Annotated in this window: 12 protein-coding genes and 1 pseudogene; 6 read left to right on the plus strand and 7 right to left on the minus strand. The window is 50.2% G+C overall.

Going from position 1 to position 21,208, the window contains the following annotated elements:
* Positions 1-62: 62 nt before the first annotated feature.
* Genes BST99_RS13945 through BST99_RS13960 form a run of 4 tightly spaced genes read left to right on the plus strand, consistent with a single transcriptional unit; the run spans position 63 to position 6,460 of the window.
* Positions 63-1,418 carry an alanine/glycine:cation symporter family protein gene (locus BST99_RS13945; protein WP_105002338.1) on the plus strand — a complete coding sequence of 452 codons (1,356 nt, stop codon included), beginning with the start codon at positions 63-65 and terminating at the stop codon, positions 1,416-1,418.
* A complete protein-coding gene (gene era / locus BST99_RS13950; protein ID WP_105002339.1) occupies positions 1,415-2,296 on the plus strand; it encodes a GTPase Era in 882 nt (293 codons plus the stop codon). Before BST99_RS13945 ends, era begins: the two co-directional genes overlap by 4 nt.
* 55 nt (positions 2,297-2,351) lie before the next feature.
* Positions 2,352-3,653 carry a ribosome biogenesis GTPase Der gene (gene der, locus BST99_RS13955; protein WP_105002340.1) on the plus strand — a complete coding sequence of 434 codons (1,302 nt, stop codon included), beginning with the start codon at positions 2,352-2,354 and terminating at the stop codon, positions 3,651-3,653.
* Between the two features lie 47 nt (positions 3,654-3,700).
* On the plus strand, positions 3,701-6,460 hold the full coding sequence (locus tag BST99_RS13960) for an outer membrane beta-barrel protein (protein ID WP_105002341.1): 2,760 nt from the start codon (positions 3,701-3,703) through the stop codon (positions 6,458-6,460).
* On the opposite strand, the gene pbpC is transcribed toward BST99_RS13960, so the two are convergent.
* The 7 genes from pbpC to BST99_RS13995 form a co-directional block, all read right to left on the minus strand.
* Positions 6,457-8,874 carry a penicillin-binding protein 1C gene (gene pbpC / locus BST99_RS13965; protein WP_105002342.1) on the minus strand — a complete coding sequence of 806 codons (2,418 nt, stop codon included), beginning with the start codon at positions 8,872-8,874 and terminating at the stop codon, positions 6,457-6,459. The two genes, BST99_RS13960 and pbpC, sit on opposite strands and share 4 nt — an antisense overlap.
* Positions 8,853-14,447, minus strand: a complete 5,595-nt coding sequence (locus tag BST99_RS13970; RefSeq protein WP_105002343.1) for an alpha-2-macroglobulin family protein — start codon at positions 14,445-14,447, stop codon at positions 8,853-8,855. Before BST99_RS13970 ends, pbpC begins: the two co-directional genes overlap by 22 nt.
* A gap of 73 nt (positions 14,448-14,520) precedes the next feature.
* Positions 14,521-15,336: a TPM domain-containing protein gene (locus BST99_RS13975; protein WP_245916283.1), complete on the minus strand. Its 816-nt coding sequence runs from the start codon at positions 15,334-15,336 to the stop codon at positions 14,521-14,523.
* 16 nt (positions 15,337-15,352) lie between these two features.
* Positions 15,353-15,790 (minus strand): TPM domain-containing protein, encoded by a 438-nt coding sequence (locus BST99_RS13980; protein WP_105002344.1) that lies wholly within the window; start codon positions 15,788-15,790, stop codon positions 15,353-15,355.
* A gap of 10 nt (positions 15,791-15,800) precedes the next feature.
* Positions 15,801-16,400: a LemA family protein gene (locus BST99_RS13985; RefSeq protein WP_105002345.1), complete on the minus strand. Its 600-nt coding sequence runs from the start codon at positions 16,398-16,400 to the stop codon at positions 15,801-15,803.
* Between the two features lie 73 nt (positions 16,401-16,473).
* On the minus strand, positions 16,474-16,803 hold the full coding sequence (locus BST99_RS13990; RefSeq protein WP_105002346.1) for a MerR family transcriptional regulator: 330 nt from the start codon (positions 16,801-16,803) through the stop codon (positions 16,474-16,476).
* Between the two features lie 12 nt (positions 16,804-16,815).
* Entirely contained in the window at positions 16,816-17,793 is a 978-nt protein-coding gene (locus BST99_RS13995) for a M23 family metallopeptidase (protein WP_105002347.1), read from the minus strand.
* A 101-nt stretch (positions 17,794-17,894) separates the two neighbouring features.
* Here BST99_RS13995 and alaS point away from each other — a divergent pair.
* Positions 17,895-20,508: pseudogene (gene alaS / locus BST99_RS14000) on the plus strand (alanine--tRNA ligase).
* Positions 20,509-20,560: 52 nt separating this feature from the next.
* Complete coding sequence (locus tag BST99_RS14005) at positions 20,561-21,199, plus strand: DUF4230 domain-containing protein (RefSeq protein ID WP_105002348.1); 639 nt, start codon at positions 20,561-20,563, stop codon at positions 21,197-21,199.
* The last annotated feature ends 9 nt before the right edge of the window (positions 21,200-21,208 follow it).

Genomic DNA, 21,208 nt, shown 5'->3' on the forward strand with positions numbered 1-21,208 from the left:
GGGAAGGCAAATATACGACGGTTTTTGATTATTCCAAATCAAAATTCCTAACTTCACCCGCTATGGAAGCCCTCAATAAATTCATCTCCTCCTTACTCCCTCTAACTGACGCACCTATGTTCGTTTTGTTGATCTGCGGGGGTCTGTTTTTAGTTTTCTTTTCCAAGTTTTTGCCTTACCGCTATTTCGGTCATGCGATCGCGATTACGGCCGGGAAGTACGACGGAGACAAAGCCAAAGGAGATGTGAGTTCTTTCCAGGCGCTTTCGGCAGCTGTCGCGGCTACGGTAGGTCTGGGGAATATATCTGGGGTAGCCATTGCCATCCATGACGGAGGCCCGGGTGTGGTCTTCTGGATTTGGATGACCGCCCTGATCGGGATGTGCATTAAATTTTATTCGGGCAGTTTAGCCGTGATGTTCCGCGGAGAGGATTCCGAAGGCAAGATGCAGGGAGGTCCCATGTACTACATTATACACGGATTGGGCCCCAAGTTCAAGCCCTTGGCCGTCTTCTTCAGTATTTTCGGTCTCTTTGGTTTTTTAGGCGTCTTTACGGCCAACCAATTCACCGAGACCTTTATGAGTGTGGTGGATCCGGCCGAAACTATTTTTGAAACCTCCACCTTCAACTGGCAACTGATCATCGGAATTGTCCTGGCCCTTGTTTCGGCGGTGGTCATCTTTGGGGGACTGACCAAGATTGCCAAGGTCGCCTCGGCCATCGTCCCCTTTATGGTACTGCTGTACCTTTTGGCGGTGATCGTGGTGGTGGTGATGAACTTTTCTGCCGCGGGGAATGCCTTAAAACTCATCCTTGTGGAAGCCTGGAATTTCGAAACAGCCTTTACCGGAAGTTTTTGGGCGCTGATTATTATCGGGGTTCGCCGGGCCATGTTTTCGAACGAAGCGGGTCTGGGTAGTGCGCCCATGTACCACGGCCAATCCAAAACGGATAATCCGATCAAAGAAGGGCTGGTTGCCATGCTCGGCCCCTTTATCGATACCATCGTGGTCTGTACCCTAACCGCCATTGTGATCCTGGTGAGCGACGCATACCTGGAGGATCAAAGCGGAATTTTGATGACCCTGACCGCCTTTAAGCGCACCCTTTTTGGTTTTGGTGACGAACTGCTGATGCTGATTGTTTCGGCTTTCGCCCTTTCCACCTTATTTACCTACTCCTACTACGGGGTAAAGTCGCTTTCGTTCCTGACTAACGCCAAGATCGGAAAGCTCTATAACGTCTACTTTGTGATCATGATCGTCTTTGCGGCAGTGGCCTCCTTGGAGCTGGTTAAAAACCTGATCGACTTGTCCTATGCCCTGATGGTGATCCCGAACATGATCGCGGTGCTCTTGCTTTCTCCTAAGGTGAACAAGGCCGCGAAAGAATACTTTTCAAACCTGAAGAAATGACGCATAAAGCCGGATTTGTTAATATCATCGGGAACCCCAATGTGGGGAAGTCCACCTTGATGAATGCTTTGATGGGGGAGCGTCTTTCGATCATCACCTCCAAGGCCCAGACCACCCGTCACCGCATACTGGGACTGCTCAACGGAGAGGATTTTCAGATCGTAATTTCTGATACTCCGGGGATCATTAAGCCCGCCTATGCCCTGCAGGAATCCATGATGGATTTTGTCAAGACCGCTATGGAAGATGCCGATATCCTGCTCTACATGGTGGAGATTGGTGAAAAGGCCCTGAAGGACGAAAAGCTTTACGCCAAGTTGCAGAAGACCAAAACTCCCCTTCTGTTGCTTTTAAATAAAATTGACACTTCGGATCAGGAGACCTTGGAGTCGGCGGTCCAGTATTGGCAGGAGCAGCTGCCTACGGCCGAAATTCATCCGATTTCTGCCCTCGAAAATTTCGGGATTGAAGGCCTGATGTCGCGTCTGATCGAATTGATCCCAGAAGCGCCAGCCTATTTCCCAAAAGACCAGCTGACCGATAAGCCGGAGCGCTTCTTTGTCAACGAATGTATTCGCGAGAAGATCCTCTTGCACTACAAAAAAGAAATCCCGTATTCTGTGGAGGTCGAAACCGAGGAATTCAAGGAGGAGGAAAAGATCATTCGCATTCGCTCCCTCATCCTCGTGGAACGCTCCACCCAGAAGGGAATCATCATCGGTCACCAGGGCAAGGCGCTCAAACGCGTGGGGGTCGAGGCGAGAGCCGATCTTGAGAAATTCTTCGGCAAGCAAATTCACCTGGAACTCTATGTGAAGGTGAATAAAAACTGGCGATCCGATAGCCAGCAACTCAAGCGTTTCGGTTACCAATCCTAGGAGCCCTTCCTTCCTGCAGGAAAGTCACTACCTTTACGCCCAATTTCAAAGCGGTATGGGGGCAATTGTAGCCATCGTAGGTCGTCCTAATGTAGGCAAGTCCACTTTTTTTAATCGTCTGATCCAGCGCAGAGAAGCCATTGTTGATGAGATTAGCGGGGTGACCCGTGACCGTCACTACGGCCGAACCGACTGGAACGGAAAGGAATTCAGTATCATCGATACCGGTGGATACGTGGTCGGAAGCGAGGATGTCTTTGAAAAAGAGATCGATAAGCAGGTCGAACTGGCCATTGACGAAGCCGATGCCATCCTCTTTTTGGTCGACGTTGAATCAGGCGTCACCGGAATGGACGAAGAGGTGGCCAAATTGCTCAGACGTATTGATAAGCCCGTGTTTTTGGTGGTTAACAAGGTCGACAACGCCATGCGCGCTGCTGACGCCGTCGAGTTCTATGCTTTGGGATTAGGAGAGTACTTCACCATTTCCAGTATCAACGGAAGTGGAACCGGGGATCTTCTGGATGAGGTGGTCAAGGTACTGCCTGAAGAAGAGGAGCCCGAAGAAGACCTGCCCCGTTTTGCGGTCGTAGGCCGACCCAATGCCGGAAAATCCTCTTTCATCAATGCCCTGATCGGGGAGGAGCGCTATATCGTGACCGATATTGCAGGAACCACCCGCGACAGTATTGACACCCGATACAACCGTTTTGGTTTTGATTTTAACCTGGTCGATACGGCTGGAATTCGCCGAAAAGCCAAGGTCAAGGAAGACCTGGAATTCTATTCCGTTATGCGATCCGTTCGGGCGATTGAACACAGCGATGTGTGCATCCTGCTCTTTGATGCCACCCGCGGATTCGACGGACAAGTCCAGAACATCTTCTGGTTGGCGCATCGCAACAACAAGGGGATTGTGGTACTGGTCAACAAATGGGATTTGGTCGAAAAAGAAACCCAGAGTGTCAAGCAATACACCGACAAGATTCGCAAGGCCATGGAGCCCTTTACGGACGTGCCGATCATCTTTATTTCGGTAAAAGAAAAGCAGCGGATCTACAAGGCCATTGAAACCGCTGTGGAGGTGTACAAGAACCGTTCTAAGCGCATTCCGACCCGCAAGCTCAATGACATCATGCTCCCCATCATCGATGCCAAGCCGCCACCGGCCTACAAAGGGAAGTTTGTCAAGATCAAGTTTTGCACCCAGTTGCCAACGCCTTATCCGCAGTTTGCGTTCTTCTGTAACCTGCCTCAATACGTGCGTGATCCCTACAAGCGCTTCCTCGAGAATAAGTTGCGGGAGCAGTTTGATTTTACGGGGGTTCCCATGACCGTTTTTTTAAGAAAGAAATAACGTTTCAAATCCCTCTTCAGGGGCCTATTTTAGCGACTTTAGCGGGCATGAGAAAAACGCTCCTCGCCCTGTTGTTGGTCCTGCCTTTGGGTCTTTTGGCTCAGTCCTTCGAAGTCACCGGAAAAGTACTTACCGCTGAGGGTAAAAAGCCCCTCGATGCCGCCACGGTTTACATCGAATCTCTCAAAGACAGCAGCCTGGTTACCTACGCGATCACCAATGCTTCCGGGGAGTTTATTTTGGAAGGAGAAACCCGCCTGAAGAAGTTTCGCTTGCTGGTCTCTTACACCGGTTACAAGGGGCAGCAACGCCTTCTCGACTTTAAGCGCAGCCAGCGAGTTCCCGATATTTTCTTGGAAGAACAAGCCGTGTCTCTTCGCGAGGTCAGTGTGACCGGAGATCGGGTGCCCATCCGCATCAAGCAGGACACCTTGGAATTCAATGCAGATTCCTTTAAAACCCGACCTGATGCTACCGTGGAAGATGTGCTCAAACAGTTACCTGGTGTAGAAATAGACAGTGAAGGCACCATAACCGTCAATGGAAAAGAGGTGAATCAGGTTCTGGTCAATGGACAGGTCTTTTTTAGCACCGATCCCAAAGTGGCGACCAAAAGTCTGCCCAAAGAAATCATCAGCAAGATCCAAATTACCAATACCAAAACCCGAGAGCAGGAATTCTCTGGGGATGAAGGGGATGGCGAAACCAAGACCATCAACCTCACCATCAAAGAAGACAAGAACAAGGGGTATTTGGGTCGATTATCCGGGGGGTATGGAACAGACGAGCGCTACCAAAGCAATGGCTTGTTGAACTACTTCAATGACAAGACCCGGGTCAGTGTGCTGGGATCGAGCAACAACATCAACAATTCGGGCTTTTCCTTTGACGAAGTCTTTGATTTGGTCGGTGGCTTCGGCGGTGGAAACCTCAATGTAGGTAACGGAGGAACCGTAGTGTTTGGCTTTGGTCAGGGGATTACAACTTCATCCACCCTGGGTGGAAGCTTTGCCGATGAGAAAAAGGACCAGTACGAGATCTCTTCGAACTACTTCTGGAGCAATAGTGAGAATATTAATGAAGAAAGAACTTCTCGCGAGAATATTTTGCCAGATCGCCGCTTCTTTACGGATTCCGAGAGCGATTTTGAGGGCTCAACCGAATCCCACCGCGCATCCGCTGAGTTGGAATTCGAATTGGCTGATGGCTTTGAAATTAGCTTGGAGCCCACTCTGGTACTCAGTTCTTCAGAGTCTTTGTCGGCCAGCAATACCACTTCTTCAGACGAATTAGGAGAGCTGATCAACCGCAATACAACCAATACCCGGTCAACGGCGCTGCAGCGTCGTTTTGACAACGAGATTGAACTGCTCAAGCGAACCGATACCCTGGGGAGCTATTTAAGACTATCCTTTAATGGAGGTTTTAACGAGAGTGGGGCAGAGGACTTTCAGGAATCCCTTCAAGAGACTTTTGGAGATGATCCATTGGAGGAACGTTTTGATCAGCTTCGTGATCAAGACAACCTCACCACCAATTTGGGCTGGGAATTCCGATACCGACGAGCCTTGTCGAAAGGGGTATTTGTGGACGCGGGCTATGAGTTCGGAAACAACACCCAGGACAACCGCTTATCCGTTTTTGAGCGCGACGAGTTAACCGATGAGTTCACTGCTTTTAATGAGCGATTGAGTACGGATTTTGAGTTCAGTAACCGCTTTCATCAACCCAATATTTCGTTTCGCAAAAGAGGAGAAAAATTGCGCTTTAATGCGACGGTTAATTACCGCATGACGGATCTCGAGAACCAGGATGCTTTGCAGGGAGCTTCCTTTACCAAGAGCTATAAAAACTTCCTGTTCAATGCCCGGGCCAGTTACCGCTTTAGCCGAAATGCGCGCATGAGTTTCAATTACAATTCAGGATTCCAGGCGCCCAGTGCCAACCAACTTCAGCCGATTGAAAACCTGAGTAACCCGCTCAATATCGTCGTGGGTAATCCGGACCTGAACCCGGTGATTACACACCGAGTGAGTTTTAATGTGAGCAATTACAATTGGCGGGAACAGACGGGGTTCTTTCTTTACTCCGGGGTGACCGCGCAGAACGATCAAATCACTTCGGTGACCTTGACGGACGAAAATCTTTTGAGAACCACCACCTTTACGAACATTGATGGTAATTCAACTGCATATCTCGGGGGGCGTTACTCCAAACAGATCAAGAAAGACAGCACCTTCACCCTTGGGTTTGCTCTTTCTCCTCGCCTAAACCGTGTTCGACGAGTCGGATTTACCAATGGGGAACGACTGATCAGCAGTAATTTGAATTTCCGGCATACGGCCTCCTTGAATTTTAATTTCAAAGAAAAGCTCACCATTGAGCCCGAATACACCTTCATTACCAACCGTACCCGTTTTAACCTGGAAGGTTTTGACGACATCGATTTTGATGTGCACCAGGTGATCCTAAAAACCACCACCTACTGGCCGAAGAATGTGATATGGGGGAATGACATCAATTACCAGTACAACGGCAATGTAGGGGAAGGCTTCGATCCCGATGCGATCTTCTGGAATATGAGTCTGGGCTACCAGTTTATGCAGAAAAAAATGACGGCCAAGGTGCTGGCGTACGATCTTTTGAATCAGAACATCAATACCCGCCGCACCAGTGGGGCTGACTTTATTCAGGATTTCCAGGGAACCGTCCTTCGCCGTTACTTCATGTTCAGCTTTAGCTACAAATTCGATCAGTTTGGTGGAAAGGCGCCTAACGGGGGAGGAAGACGATGGTTCAGGGCTTAAGGGTGCTGAACCCGGGCTTTTTTGACCGTGATCTTCTGTTCCAGTCGTCGCCCGTCCTGATCGACAACGGTGAGTAGATACTCTCCGGGCTCTGGAGACACTGCGATTTCATGGATATTACTCGTTGAAGACAAGTACCGGTTGTCCAGGTACCAGTGGACCTCGGATTCGGCATTTCGGTGGGCCAGGGTAAACACCACTTCCCCTACTTCCTGATCAAAATCCAGGGGCAAGAGGATTTCTTCTTTCGGATAGGGATAGATGAATTCCATGGCTGCTTTTTGCCCACTTTCACAGGCCGCTAAAAAGGGCGGTGTGGCTCTGTATTCCGGATGAAATTTTCGGTAGTAGTATTCCATCAAAGGGGGCAAGCTGAACCAATTCGTTGGACGCAAGTCGGCCAGCGGATAGCAATCCGAATTGGCCTGGTAGCGACCACTCTGATCGAGCATCAGGGGTTTGTGGTATCGGCATTCCGGACTGTTCAATCCCTTTGGGGTAATCCATTGGCTTTCGGTATGATCGCAATGAGGACCGGCCAAATAGCCACTTTCGGTACAGATTTCGGCTCGGGCCAAATCATCCAACGGAGGGGCGAACCAGGGGCTCCGAGGCAACAATTCCAGAATATCAAACAGCAGGGGTGCAGCGGCCTTAATACCGGTCAATCCGGGACGGCCTTCTCCGTCGGCATTGCCCGCCCAAACCCCGATAGCGTAACGCGAGCTCACCCCAATGGCCCAGGCATCCTTAAAGCCGTAACTGGTTCCGGTCTTCCAGGCCAGTCGTTGAGAATCATCAAAGAACTGCCAGTTTTCGTCTCCGTCGGGACGGTTCACCTTTTGCATGGATTCGAGTGCCAGGTAAATGCCTCCCGCTGACCAGCCTTCCGGCCTTAGACTTTCGGCCTCCCACTGCGGTTCTTTTCCGAGTTCGTAAATCACCTGCCCAAACTCGTTGGGGCGGTAGGTGCTGGAATTCGTACTGAAGTAATTGACCCGGGAAGCCATGGCTGCATAGCATTGGGTGAGTTCCCAAAGGGAGCTTTCTGCACCACCGAGTACCAGAGAGAGTCCGTAATGCCCCGGTCCTTTGTTCAGCGGGATCTGGGCTTCCTGAAGGCGGTTGTAAAATTTTTCGAGTCCGTAAGAACGCATGGTGCGTACGGCCGGTACATTGAGGGAGCGAGCCAGGGCCAAGCTGGCCGAGACTGCACCTCGGTACTGCTTGTCAAAATTTTGTGGGTTGTAGCCGTTGATCAGGGTAGGGATATCGGCAATCAGGGTGTTGGGCAACAGTTCTCCTTCATTCATCGCGGAGGCGAAGAGCAGGGGCTTTAAGAGGCTTCCGGTACTGCGTTCCCTTCGTACGATATCGACGGCTTCGCTGTGGTCTTTTCCGGAAGGGGTATTCCCCACATAGGCGAGCACCTCTCGGGTTTCGATATCCATGACCAAGGCGGCCATATTGTGGATTTCGTTTTGTCGCAGCTGCCCGTGGTGCATTTTGACCAACTCCACCACCCGCTGCTGCAGGTCGGCTTGCAAAGTGCTTCTAAAGGGTTGTCCGGAATACTGCCCACGAATCCATTCGGTAAAGTGGGGTGCCCATTGGGGTAGCGCCAGGGGTTTTTGGGGAAGGGGCTCTTCCAGGGCCAGTTGCAGGCCCAGGCTGTCGAGTACACCCTTCTCGCCCAGCTTAGTTAAGAGTCGGTTCCGTTTGGCTTTGAGGAGTTCCGCATTCCGTCCCGGAAAGATCAGAGACGGGGCATTGGGCAGTACGGCCAAAGTGGCCGATTGTCCCCAGCTGAGCTGTTCCGGCGCCATACCAAAATAGCGCCAGGAGGCAGTTTCGAGCCCTACCACATTCCCGCCATAGGGGGTGTGGGAAGCGTACATCTCCAGGATTTCTTTCTTGCTGTAGCGCATCTCGACCCGGGTAGCCAGCCAGAGCTCTATCAGTTTTTCTTTGTAGGTGCGGGCCTTGTTCTTTCGGCTCAGGCGAACCAGCTGTTGGGTAATGGTACTCCCGCCTCTGCGGCTTTCTTGGGTGAGGTTGTGCCAGAGGGCCTTGCCGATTGAGAAGGGATTGAAACCATCGTGTCTATAAAAGTGTTCGTCTTCAAAAAGAATAACACAGGTTTTGTAGCGGGAGGGCAGGCTGTCCAGGGCCGGAAATCTCCACTGCCCATCGTCCGCGATTCGGGCTCCCAGAAGGGTGCCTTCCCTGCTTTTGACCACGGTGGCGTAGGGGTCATTAAAGAGGGTAGCCGGCAAAGAAAACCACCAAAAACCGAAGAGGAGCAGGTAAATACTGCCACTGATGATAAAAGCAATGCGGTGCCTTCTCCAAAAAGAACGCCCCCGCGCCTGAAGACGCTTAATTTTCGCCTTTACTGTACGATTTTCACCCATTGACCTTTGTTCCGCGCGAGATAGTCATCATTATACATGGCTTCGGCCTGCGCTCCAGGGAGGTAGTACTCACCCAAATAGGAGGCGTTCAGCTGTATGCGGAAAGTCTTGCTTTTGCGTCGTCCCAGATTGAAGTAGTAACGAATACGGTCGTCCCGGATATCGGTATAATTTGCCGATTGCGTACCCTGTTGACCAAGGCCCGTAAAACTGGTGTTTACCACTTCCCAACCACTGGGGAAAATTTGCGTTAGCGCCAATTGATTGACGTAATCGTTGGACAGATTAGTCACCTGAATTTGAGCGGTGATTTCACTTCCCTGTCGCAATTCTTTGACGTCAATTTCATTTCCGCTACCGTCAAAATAGCGAACACGCACGCGTAAATTGCGTTCGCTGCTGATTTCTCGACCAAGTGCCAATTTTCCAGACTGAGTGAGGGTTGCATACACCACATTGTCTTGCTGATTGGTCAATTTAAAGTCGACGGCATCGGCTTGCGCAAACAGCGGTCTGCTGGCCAGGGCTTGCGGTGTTTTGATGTCTTCGCTCTTGCCTCTTTGGGTCAATTGAACCGCGATGGATTTTCCACCATTCTTCTCGACCATCTTGGTCAAGGCCAAAAGGGCATAGGCTGTTTCTTGTGTGCTGTACCATCCTTGACTGGCCAGTGATCGGGCCAGGGCTAAGGATACTTCACGCTGACGATCGTCTTCCAGAATGACAAGCGTCTCCAAAGCCATTGCTCGGTTGCGGAAGGCAGAACCGTAGGTGTAATAATCATATCGACTAGGCACAAAGTCCAGGTTAGCCGAATCCATCAGGGTCTGGGCAGCTCCTTTTTTACCAATAAGGGCATAAGCCGCAGCCAAACGCCATTTGGCGTTGTTCGAAAGCTTGGGCAACTCACGCAGTCGGTTCATGGCCGAAAGGTCTGCCTGACCTGCCAGAGCCAAGGTATACAGTCGATAGGCCTGCGCCAGGGTAGTCCCCCGGTTGTCACTAGCCGACCAGGAACGCGCCGCCTTCTTTTGGTAAGCGAGCCAGTTCGAGTAAAAAGAAAGTGGTAAAGAGTACCCCTTGCTTTTGGCTTCTAGCATGAAGTGACCGGCATACGATGTTCCCCAGTCATCTGCCGTGGAGCCTCCAGGCCAGTAACTCAGCCCACCGGTTGGCGCCTGATAAGAGCCTAAGCGCTTGATGGCTTTTTTGACATTGGTTTCAGTATCGCGCTTGCGATCGTAATTCAGGTCCATAATATCCGCCAGGAAGAGCTGAGGGAAGGCCGCCGAGGTCGTTTGTTCAACGCAGCCGTGCGGATAGCGGATGAGGTAATCCAATCGCCCGTTAAGATCCATGGCCGGCAGGGTAGAAAGCTCAATGGAGGCACTTCTTGTACCCGGAGTCCCGAAAGGTTCAAAGTTGAGGTCACGACTCTCGTTGGCCGCAAGACGGTAGGTCTTTTGGGTGCGGACAACCGGATTCGGATTGAAGATACCGACCTCGGTTTGATCTGTTGCTTTTTCACCCGCGCCGGAGACCTCTACATCGATCACAGTGCGGTCGGTATTCGGCAGCACCTCAAAATCAAAGTTGACGATTTGGTCTCCTATTTGGGTGAACTGAATACTTTTCGTAGTCGCTCCAAGAGGCTTTAGGCCTTGGCCACCTTTTACCTTTACTTGTACGGTTTTGACTTTTTTGTCCAAGGCAAAGACGGTCACCGGAACAGTGACTTTTTCACCAGGCGAAAGTTTACGCGGCACCGAACTCAGTACCATGAGCGGCTTGCGCACCGGGGTCGTTTCTTCGGCCTTACCATAGGCCTTTTTGTCGTTTCCGGCAATCACCATGGTGCGAACAGACCCGATGTAGTTCGGCATCTTCAGGCTGTGGGTAGCCGTTTTACCCGCCTTGAGCTCAAAGGGGCCAATAAACTTGACCATAGGCTTAAAGCGCTGTGCTTTGCGGTTCTTTCCTCCGTCGGCAGAGCCTCCTCCACCCACGGCGTAGATATTATCGACACTCAGGGAATAAGCCCCCATCACATCATCGAAGATGTCGAAGGTCTTTACTCCCAAGGCTTGGCGGGCGTAAAAGGCCTTGTGGATATCGGGGGTGGCAAAACGCGTGAGGTCCAGAAGTCCTTCGTCGACCACGGCCAGGGTATAGGTCATGGACTTGTTGTTCGCTTCTGACACCTTCACGTCAAAGTTCGTCTCGGGCTTAATTTCTTTGGCGAGTTGCAGCTGGGGTTCCAGTTGAGTTGCTGGATCATCTACCAGCACCGGGATTACTCCGTATAAGCGCAGGGGCAGGTCGTTCTTGCGTTCTGTATGTGGCTGCAGTAAAGACACGGTGAAGTAGACATTGGGTGCCATATCCGCCTGAATAGGAATGTCGGCAACCGTTTCTTTGGTGGTGGTATTCACCCACAGGGTTTGCAGCACTTCGGTTCCGTTTTCGATACTGATGAGGGCTCGACTGCCTTGATCAGAAGGGAAGGTAATTCGGGCGGTTTCACCGGTGGTGTAGCGATCCTTATCAGCCGAAAAAATCAGCATTTTAGCGCTCTCGGCGTCTTGACTACCGGCTCTCTTCCACCAATCACGGTAGAAGTAGGCGATTCGACCGGTGGCGTGCCCGGAGGACTTGTCCAGGATTCGAATCAAAAAGCGGCCGCTTTCGTCTTCCGGAATATTGAGATCAAATTGGGCCTTTCCTTGGGCGTCTGTGGTGATCTCTTCTGTTTTGAACGGGCGGTGATAGGTCGAATTCTCGTAGCGCGAAAGGTTGTCGTATCCGCGGTTCCACCACCAGCGCCATTCGATTTTGTAGACCTGTACAGTGAGTTTTCGGTTGCCACTTTTCTTGCCTTGGGCGTCTACAGAGAGGAGTTCAAAGGCGTTGTTTTGATCGGTAAAAAAGGAGCCGTAGCGCTGGGCTTCAGGAGACTTTAAACCGACAAAATGCGAATAGGGGGCCAGGGGTTGACTCATGACATCCAACGAAAAGTCCCCTCCACCTTCCAATAATTTGGTGGTAAAGGTGGCTTCCAGCATGCCGGGAGACTTTTTAGAAACTGAGAACTGCTCTTGGAAGGACTTGAGTCCGCTGGCATCCAACTGACCTTTGGAGAAGGTGTTTTGCACCTCGTAAAAATCCCGAACCGGATCGGTGAATTCGTAGCCGTTGTGTTCCGGGAAGGGGTTGCGCTTCAGGCGTAATGTAGATTGAATTTCGTACTTGAGGTTGCGGGCGGGAGCACCGTGTAACCAGCTTCCCTTCAGCTCTCCCCGAATCGGTTTATTGCCTTCCAGAATCGCGTTCTTAAAGCTGAGGTCGATCTTGAGTCGATTGGGTTTGACGGTGGCGACCTTCAGGCTTTTGCTAAACTGAGCGCCACCCACACGGATGCGAGCGTACCAACTGCCTGTTGGCGCATCTTCTGCCGTTTGAATTGGGAAGTAGTAGAAATTTCCTTCTTGCTTGGCGTAGAGTCCGTTGCCCACTTCCTGGGGCACGCCTTTGAGGATGATCCTTTCGGCAAGCTTGCCTCGTGCATCAGTCACTTCCAGCTCCACGGGGTGTCCTTTAGGCAGGGGGTTGGCCGAGTCATCTAAAACAAAAGTGAGGTGGATGGTCTCTCCCGGGCGGTGGACCCCTCTTTCGGTATAGGTAAAGCCCTGAAGGCCTTCCTGCAGCTGTTCGCCGGAGATGTCAAATTTACTCATTGACAGAGCGTTTCCGTCATTTAGTTTGGCGTAGGCGAACATATTATTGAGTTCTGCCACGGCAAAGGCCACATTCTGCTTGGCGTCAAAAATGGCTACCCCATTGCGGTCTGTGGTCAGGGTGCTCAGGAGCTGTTGCTGGTAGTTGTAGAGTTTGACCTGGGCTCCTTGCAGAGCTTTGGCCGAAAGCAGATCCGTCACGATAAAGTGGTAGGATTGGTTCTTGCTCTTTTTGGCAATCAGTCCCAGATCGCTGCCCATCAGGTTAGTGAAGACCAGGCGGTCCTCGTTGTAGTAGGCTTCGTGACAGGGATTGTTGCGCTCTCTCCAGTTGTAGCGGTAACGTCTCCAGTTATAGAGCTCGTTGTCCCAGTACTGTTCTTCTCTTCGGGCCTCATCCGGATCTTGTTCCGTATTGGCATCGTAGGGCACAGCCTCGCTGTATTCGAATTCTGAACCACTTGAAGCGCTTCCTTCATCATCGACACAGCCATAGGCACTGTGCTCTTTTTTAAACGAGAACTCAACGCGGTAGAGGGCTCCCGGATCGGCTTCGATCATGTCCGAGAGGTCCAGTGCATGGGCCTTCCAAAAACTGGTGTTCGTCTGCCCGTCTTTGGTCAAATCGATGACCTTGTAAGCGACTCGCCGTCCGACACGTCGCAAATCACGTCGGTAAGAAACCCCCAAATCCTGGTCTTGCAGGAATTGCAACATATTGTCTTGGAAAACCTTGATCACTCGTACTTCAACCGCATTCAAGTTCACGGTTTCAAAGTAGATGGGTGTGCTTTTGGCGTTGGGTAAAATGGTCCCCTTCGAAATCATACGGACCGCCGGCTTGAGCTGTTCAAAACCAAGCACTTCAGAAAAGGACTTGCTCAGCTTGGCTCCGTAAATCGACTGCAATCCGGGATTGACCTTTACCCGGGCTTCTCCTTGTACCCGAATACTCGGATACACCCGCAGTAAGTTGCCATCCACCTCATAGCGCAAGTTGCTTTGGTTGCCGATTTGCACCAGACCTTTGAGCTCCTGTCCTTCATCCAAAGGCTCAGAAAAGTTGATGAGTAGCATGGTATTGGGGGAGCCCGTGGCGCGCGCACTGATCACGGTAAAATCTTTGAGTCCAGGAATAGAAAAACTGGAGTTTCCTTTGGTGTCCGCATTCACAGAGCTGCCATCCCAGCTCAGTTGCAAGTTTCGGGCCTCAGCGACGCGGGGAATACTATCCACCGTAAAATCGTAACTGCTTTGATCACTGTCCGAAAGCTTCCAATTGATGGTCAAACTTTCGCCCCCCAGGCTGGCCTGGATCAAATCTTTCATCTTTTCTCTGGGAAGGAAGTCGGATCCACGAAGACGCCCTTCCAGGTACTGCCAGTTGCGATCATAAGACTGGAGGGAGGAAAGGTCCACCTTAAAAGCCGGAGCAATGGTGGCAAAGGCGAAACGGTAATTCCTGAACTCCTTTTTAACCCCGTCGTAGAGTTTGTCCAGATGCAGGTTGACTTGGTATTCTTGATCGGGCTGCAGGTAGGCTTCCGGTTCAAAGACAAGGGTGTTGCTGTTTTCCACTACCAGGCGTCCCTTGACTTCGGGATCCATTTGCAAGTATTCCGCGGGAATCTCCTGGTCCATTTCGAACTGTTCCAGGGCTTGAGTGAGCCCAATAACGACCGGTTCGGCTATACTTTGTATCCCTTGGGAGTGATAAGAAATGTACTCTCTGAACTGATAGAGGTTGTCTTGTTGGTCAGCCGGAGCCTTCTTTTTACAAGAGCTGACAAGGAGCAAAACGATGAGGCTGCTCCCTAGGAAACGATGCAGTGTATTCATGGCGGAAAATCTTCCCCTTAAATTAGGGAACTGACTGAGTATGAACAAGAAGATTGGTAAAAAAATAACAGGTTTACCAGCCACCGGAAGCCCCTCCGCCTCCAAAGCTACCTCCACCGAAACCTCCACCAAAGCCTCCACTTCCACTGCCAAAGCCTCCTCCGGAGGAGCTGCTTCCACCACCGCTTCGGCCCATATTGCTGAGGATGATGATGTCCATAAGGTCAGCACCAAAGCCACCTTTGCGGCCTCCGCGTTTTCCGCCACCTCCGCCTCTGCGAATGATAACGAGGATAAGGATAACAAAAAAGAGGACAATGGCTACTACAAATGCCACCACGATCAGTGGAAGGGCCTTAGCATTACTAAGGTCTCGGGTTTCTTCGAATTCACCCGTTAGGATTTGAAAGAGCGCATCGGCGCCTTTGTCCAGCCCCCCGTAATAATCCCCTTTTTTGAATTCAGGAGTGATCACCCGATCGATTACCCGATAGGCCAAAAAGTCGGTAACAATCGGTTCAATGCCCTGCCCAACTTGGATGGTCATTTGGCGATCGTCCTTGGCCACAAGAACCAGAATGCCGTTGTCTTCTTCTGCCTGCCCAATACCCCATTTTTCGCCCCATTGAGCGCCGAGATAACTGATGTTTTCACCCTTGGTACTCGAAATAATGGCCATGGTGATCTGGGTGGAAGTTGAATCGGCATAGCCCCTCAACTTATTTCTCAATTGGGTGATTTCAGTTCCCGAAAGCAATTTGATTTCGTCATAAACAATTTGCTCCGGGCTGCTGGCTGGAGGCGCATCAGGAATATCGTATTGCGCACTGAGCTGAAGCGGCATCAAAAAGGCAAACAGCAGGCCCAGGCCCCATAAGGACCTAAGCACTGCGGAATGATATTTTTTAACCTTTTGAGATTTCATCGCTGAGTTCGTTGATATCGTCTTCCTCCCAAGGGAAGTGTTTTTTGAGTTCTTCTCCGGCTTTGAGCACTCCAGAGATAATGCCGTCTTTGAAGTTACCCTCCTCGAATTGCTGTTGCATCAGGGCCTTGGTGCTGTCCCAAAATCCATCGGGAACGGCTTTGTAAATACCCTCGTCTCCGTAGATCACAAACTTTCGGTCGTGAACAGCAACATAGATGAGTACTCCGTTGCGCTCCTCGGTCGCGTCCATTTTTAGCTGAACAAAGACCTGCTGAGCTCGACTAAAATGATCGATTTTGGCGAGGGCCTCAATGTGGACCCGAATTTCACCTGAGGTGTTTTTTTCGGCCTGCCGGATGGCGGCCACAATCTCGTCCTCTTCTGCTTTGGTCAGAAAAGCTTCGACTTGTGACATAGGATTCTGATTAAGATCCGAAATCGACTTCCACTGGTTTTTCGGCACCTTCAACCGACTCGAAACGGGAAAGATCATCTTCCAGTCCGAACCAGCCGGCCATGACAGAACCAGGGAACTTTTTGATGTGTTGCTTGTACTTGTTCACCCCATCGTTGTAGCGATCACGGGCGACATTGATGCGGTTTTCGGTACCTTCCAATTGCTGCTGTAACTCAGAAAAGTTCTTTGTGGCCTTAAGGTCAGGATAGCGCTCGACGCTAACCAACAAACGAGATAAGGCGGAAGAAAGACCTGCTTGGGCCTCTTGGAAGGCCGCGATTTTTTCTGGAGAAAGATCATCAACGCTAACGTTGGTCGCGGTGGCCTTGGATCGGGCTTCAATGACGTCCTTTAAGGTGCCTCTTTCGAAGTCAGCGGCCCCCTGTACGGTTTTAACCAGGTTGCCAATCAGGTCGTTTCGGCGCTGGTAGGCGCTTTCTACTTTGGACCATTCGGTTTTGGCGTCCTCGTATTTGACAACGCCATCGTTGTAGAATCCGACGGCGTAGTTGTAAACTACAAAGCCGAGGATTACAACGATTACCAAAGGAATAAGCCATTTTTTCATCGTGTAAAGTATTTGGTATTTATGAATAGGTATAAAGATGTTTCAATTTGTTACAGGACAACCTGCAATTGACCTAAAGGTTCTCCTTTATTTTCAAAAGCTCAGCCTTGACCCGTTCCAATTTCTGTATGATATCAAAGGTAGATAAGGCTTCTTTCTTTTCTTCTTTCAAGTGAATTTTTGCCCCTTCCAGGGTGAAGCCTCTTTCTTTAACCAGGTGGTAAATCAGTTGTAAATGCTTGATGTCGTCCGGGGTAAACTTCCGATTGCCCTTAGCATTTTTCTTGGGCTGAAGAATATCGAACTCCTTCTCCCAGAATCGAATCAGAGAGGTTTTCACGCCAAAGGCCTTGGCGACTTCACCAATTCCGTAGTAGCGTTTTTCAGGAAGATCAACATGCATAGGCCCTGAGGATTAATCCAGTGCTTGATTTTCGCGCTGAGAGAGTTTAACCAATAGGGCGTACTCTTCTGACGTGAGGTTGCCGGAGTAGAAGTTGATCGGATTCAACTTGTTTCCGTCTTTCCAGATTTCGTAATGGAGGTGAGGCGCTTGAGAGCGTCCAGTACTTCCCACAAAACCAATCAGGTCTCCACGCTTCACCTTTTGTCCCTTGGTCACGTTGTAACGGCTCAAGTGCGCATACAAGGTCAGGTAACCAAAGCCGTGGTCAATACGAATGTGCTTTCCAAATCCAGTCGATCGGCTGTCTGCACGAGTAACCACTCCGTTCCCGGTCGCGTAAATTGGCGTACCACGAGGGGCAGAAAAGTCCATTCCGTAGTGGAACTTACGCACCTTGGTAAAAGGATCCGAACGCCATCCAAATCCGGAGGCCATTCTTCTGAGGTTCTCGTTACTCACCGGCTGTATGGCGGGAATAGACTGTAGAAGCTCTTCTTTTTCGACGGCGAGTTTGGCAATTTCATCCAAGGACTTGGACTGGATGACTAATTGCTTTTGAAGCGTGTCCAAACGCTGAGCGGTCGATTTAATCAATTCGGTATTGTTGAAACCTTCCAATCCTGCATAGCGGTTCACCCCACCAAAACCAGCTCGGCGCTGGTCATCCGGAATAGGGTTAGCCTCAAAATACAGGCGGTAGATGGTGTTGTCGCGTTCTGCGATATCCGACATGACGGATTCCATGCGCTCCATCTTCTTGTTCATGATCTCATACTGCAACTCGTATTGCTTTACCTCACGCTGTAAAAGGTACTCGTTTGGAGTGATGACGAAGTTGGCGTTCAATAGAATGGTCAGACCCAATAGACCGAACAAGGCAGATCCCAGCAGGAAGAAAAATATGCGCAAATACTTGCTCGACCTTTTAGGGTCGATTTTTCTATAGGAGAGCGTGTCCGGATCGTAGTAGTACTTTACTTTAGACATGAGCGTAAATTATTCTATTTTTGGTCGGTATTTGGTAAACACACAAATATAGAAATTGTTTTGCTTAAAGCGTTAAAATTCACTAAACGCACACTATTCCAATGACTTCTTCCGAGATCCGCCAGGGTTTTTTGGATTTTTTCGAGAAAAATCCCATAAAATAGTTCCTTCAGCTCCCCTGGTCATGAAAAATGACCCAACCCTTCTTTTTACCAATGCCGGGATGAACCAATTCAAAGAGTACTTCTTGGGGTTGAGCCAGGTCGAGCACCCTCGTGTCACCGATACCCAAAAGTGTTTGCGCGTAAGTGGAAAGCACAACGACCTGGAGGAAGTGGGTAAAGATACCTACCACCACACCCTTTTCGAAATGCTCGGAAACTGGAGTTTCGGGGATTACTTCAAAAAAGAAGCCATTGAGTGGGCCTGGGAATTGCTCACCAAAGAATTTAAAATTTCGCCTGATCAGCTCTATGTCTCTGTTTTTGAAGGGAGTCAGGACGCTGATCAGCTCGAAATGGATAAAGAAGCCTATGCCTTGTGGTCGGCCATCGTACCCGAAGACCGCATTATCATGGGGAATAAAAAAGACAACTTCTGGGAAATGGGAGATCAGGGCCCTTGCGGTCCCTGTTCTGAAATCCATGTGGATATTCGTCCGGAAGAAGAACGCAAAAAGACCTCAGGCGCCTCTTTGGTCAACCAGGACCACCCGGAAGTGGTGGAGATTTGGAACCTGGTCTTTATGCAGTTCAACCGCAAAGCCAATGGGGAGTTAGAAAACCTGCCCCAAACCCATGTCGATACCGGGATGGGCTTTGAACGCCTTTGTATGGTGCTTCAAGGAGTGCGTTCCAACTACGATACCGATATTTTTACTCCGCTGATCCGGGAGATCGAAACCATCAGCGGCAAACGCTATGGTTCGGATGAAGAAACAGACATCGCCATCCGCGTGGTGGCCGATCACCTGCGGGCAGTTGCCTTCGCCATCGCGGATGGGCAATTGCCGAGTAATTCTGGAGCCGGATATGTGATTCGCCGCATTTTGCGTCGAGCCATTCGCTACGGCTTTACCTTTTTGGGAAGTAATAAGCCCTTTATCTACCGCCTGGTCAAGGTCTTGCGAGAAGTGATGGGCAAAGCTTTCCCAGAAATTGAAAAAGAACAACAGCTGATTGAGAACGTCATCCGGGAAGAGGAGCAGTCTTTTTTGAATACCCTGGAGCAAGGATTGGTGCTTTTGGATCAGGTCATGAAGAACGCCAAAGGGAAAGAGATCGACGGGCGAAAGGCCTTTGAGCTCTACGACACCTTTGGGTTCCCCATTGATTTAACGGCATTGATTCTTTCTGAAAAAGGGTATTCCCTGGACGAAGAAGGCTTTAAAAAGGCCTTGCAGGCCCAAAAGGACCGTTCCAAGGCAGCCGCTCAGATCAGCAAAGAGGATTGGGTTGTTTTAAGACAAGACAGCGAACAGGAGTTTATTGGGTACGACCAATTGGAATCCAAGGTGAAGATTGTCAAGTACCGCAAGCTCAAGAGCAAGAAAGAAGGAGAGCAGTATCAACTGGTTTTTAACTTGACTCCTTTCTACGCTGAGGGCGGAGGCCAGGTGGGTGACAAAGGCTATCTGGAAGCTTCCAATGGCGATGTGACCTATGTGGTCGACACCAAGCGCGAAAACAACGAAATCGTCCACTTTACGGAAAGCTTGCCTGCGAATTTAGAGGACGGCTTTCGAGCGGTTGTCGATGCCAAACAGCGGCATAGAACGGCCAGTAATCACACGGCGACCCACTTGCTTCACCAAGCACTTCGAGAAGTTCTGGGAACCCATGTTGAGCAAAAAGGTTCATCGGTACACAGCAAGTACCTGCGTTTTGACTTTTCGCATTTCTCTAAGCTGTCGGTAGACGAATTAAGAGCGGTCGAAAACTTTGTCAACGCCCGTATCGAAGGGCAGTTATCTTTGGAAGAGAATCGCAACCAGCCTTATCAGGAAGCCCTGGAACAAGGCGCTATTGCTCTTTTTGGAGAGAAGTACGGCGATACAGTTCGCACCATCCGTTTTGGTCAGTCTATGGAACTCTGCGGGGGAACGCATGTGAAGAACACCTCCGAGATCTGGCATTTTAAGATTACAGCCGAAAGCGCTGTGGCTGCTGGAATTCGTCGGATTGAAGCCATAACCTCCGATGCGGTCAAGTCGTTCTACTTCGAAAACAACCGCACCCTGTTTGAAATCAAAGATGTCTTGGGCAAAGCCCAGGATCCCGTACAAGCCGTACAGTCTCTGCAAGACGAAAACCAGCAATTGCGCAAGCAGATCGAAGGTCTCCTGAAGGAAAAGGCCAAAGGACTGAAAAAAGACCTGCAGCAAGCTGTACAGGAAGTCAATGGAGTGCAGTTTTTGGCCCACGAAGTGGATTTGAATGCTGGGGGTATGAAGGATCTCGCCTTTGAATTGGGGCAGGAAGTCGAGCCGTTATTCTTGGTGCTGGGAAGTAAACAAGACGGTAAAGCCTATTGGCCTGCTATATTTCGAAGGACCTGGCCACCGAAAAGGGTTTGCATGCTGGGAAAATCGTCAAAGAACTCGGTCGCTTCATCCAAGGGGGTGGGGGAGGACAACCCTTCTTTGCTACTGCTGGAGGGAAGAATCCAGACGGGATTGCCGAAGCACTTTCAAAATCAGCGGACTGGCTGAAGTGATTTCCGGGCTTTTGGTTACCTTTTGGGGGTTAAAACCCTACAATACACACTCATGAAAAATCTAGTTCTCATCTTGATCACGGCAGCTGTGAGCATTTTTGGCTACCGCTACTACGTCGAGAATTACGGAGATCCTTTTGTTATGGAGAGCGAATCTGCGCTGATCCAGGAAAAGCTCCAAAACGTCTCAAAAATTGTGGTGACCGAAGGTCATTTTTCGGAAGTCAAAAACATCAAGGAGTCCAAGGATCTTCTCGGTTCCTATTTTAACCCGAGTTGGCTGCGTACCCACCGAAACGTGCTTCTTGTGGTCAATACGGATGCCTCCATCTCTTATGATCTTTCCCAATTGGATTACGAATTGGACGACGCCACCAAAACGCTCCGTATTCTAAGTATTCCGGAGCCCGAGATTATGGTGAATCCTCAAATGAAGTACCTCGAGATGAACGAGGGATTTTTCTACTCTTTTGAAGAAGATGATCTCAACAAGATTCGGGATCGCGTTGAGGCCGATATGCGCGAAAAAGTGGAGGCTTCTACTTTACGCACCAATGCCCAAAACCGCCTGATGAGTGAGCTGTCTAAGTTCTTTGTTCTAACTAATTCTCAGGGTTGGAAACTGGAGTATCAAGGCGAAATCGTCAAGCCCCTGGAAGTCTTTACGGAATCCATTCAAAAGGCGAACTAAGTAGGTAAT

This window comes from Aureicoccus marinus (genome assembly GCF_002954325.1).
Taxonomy (GTDB): Bacteria; Bacteroidota; Bacteroidia; order Flavobacteriales; family Flavobacteriaceae; genus Aureicoccus; species Aureicoccus marinus.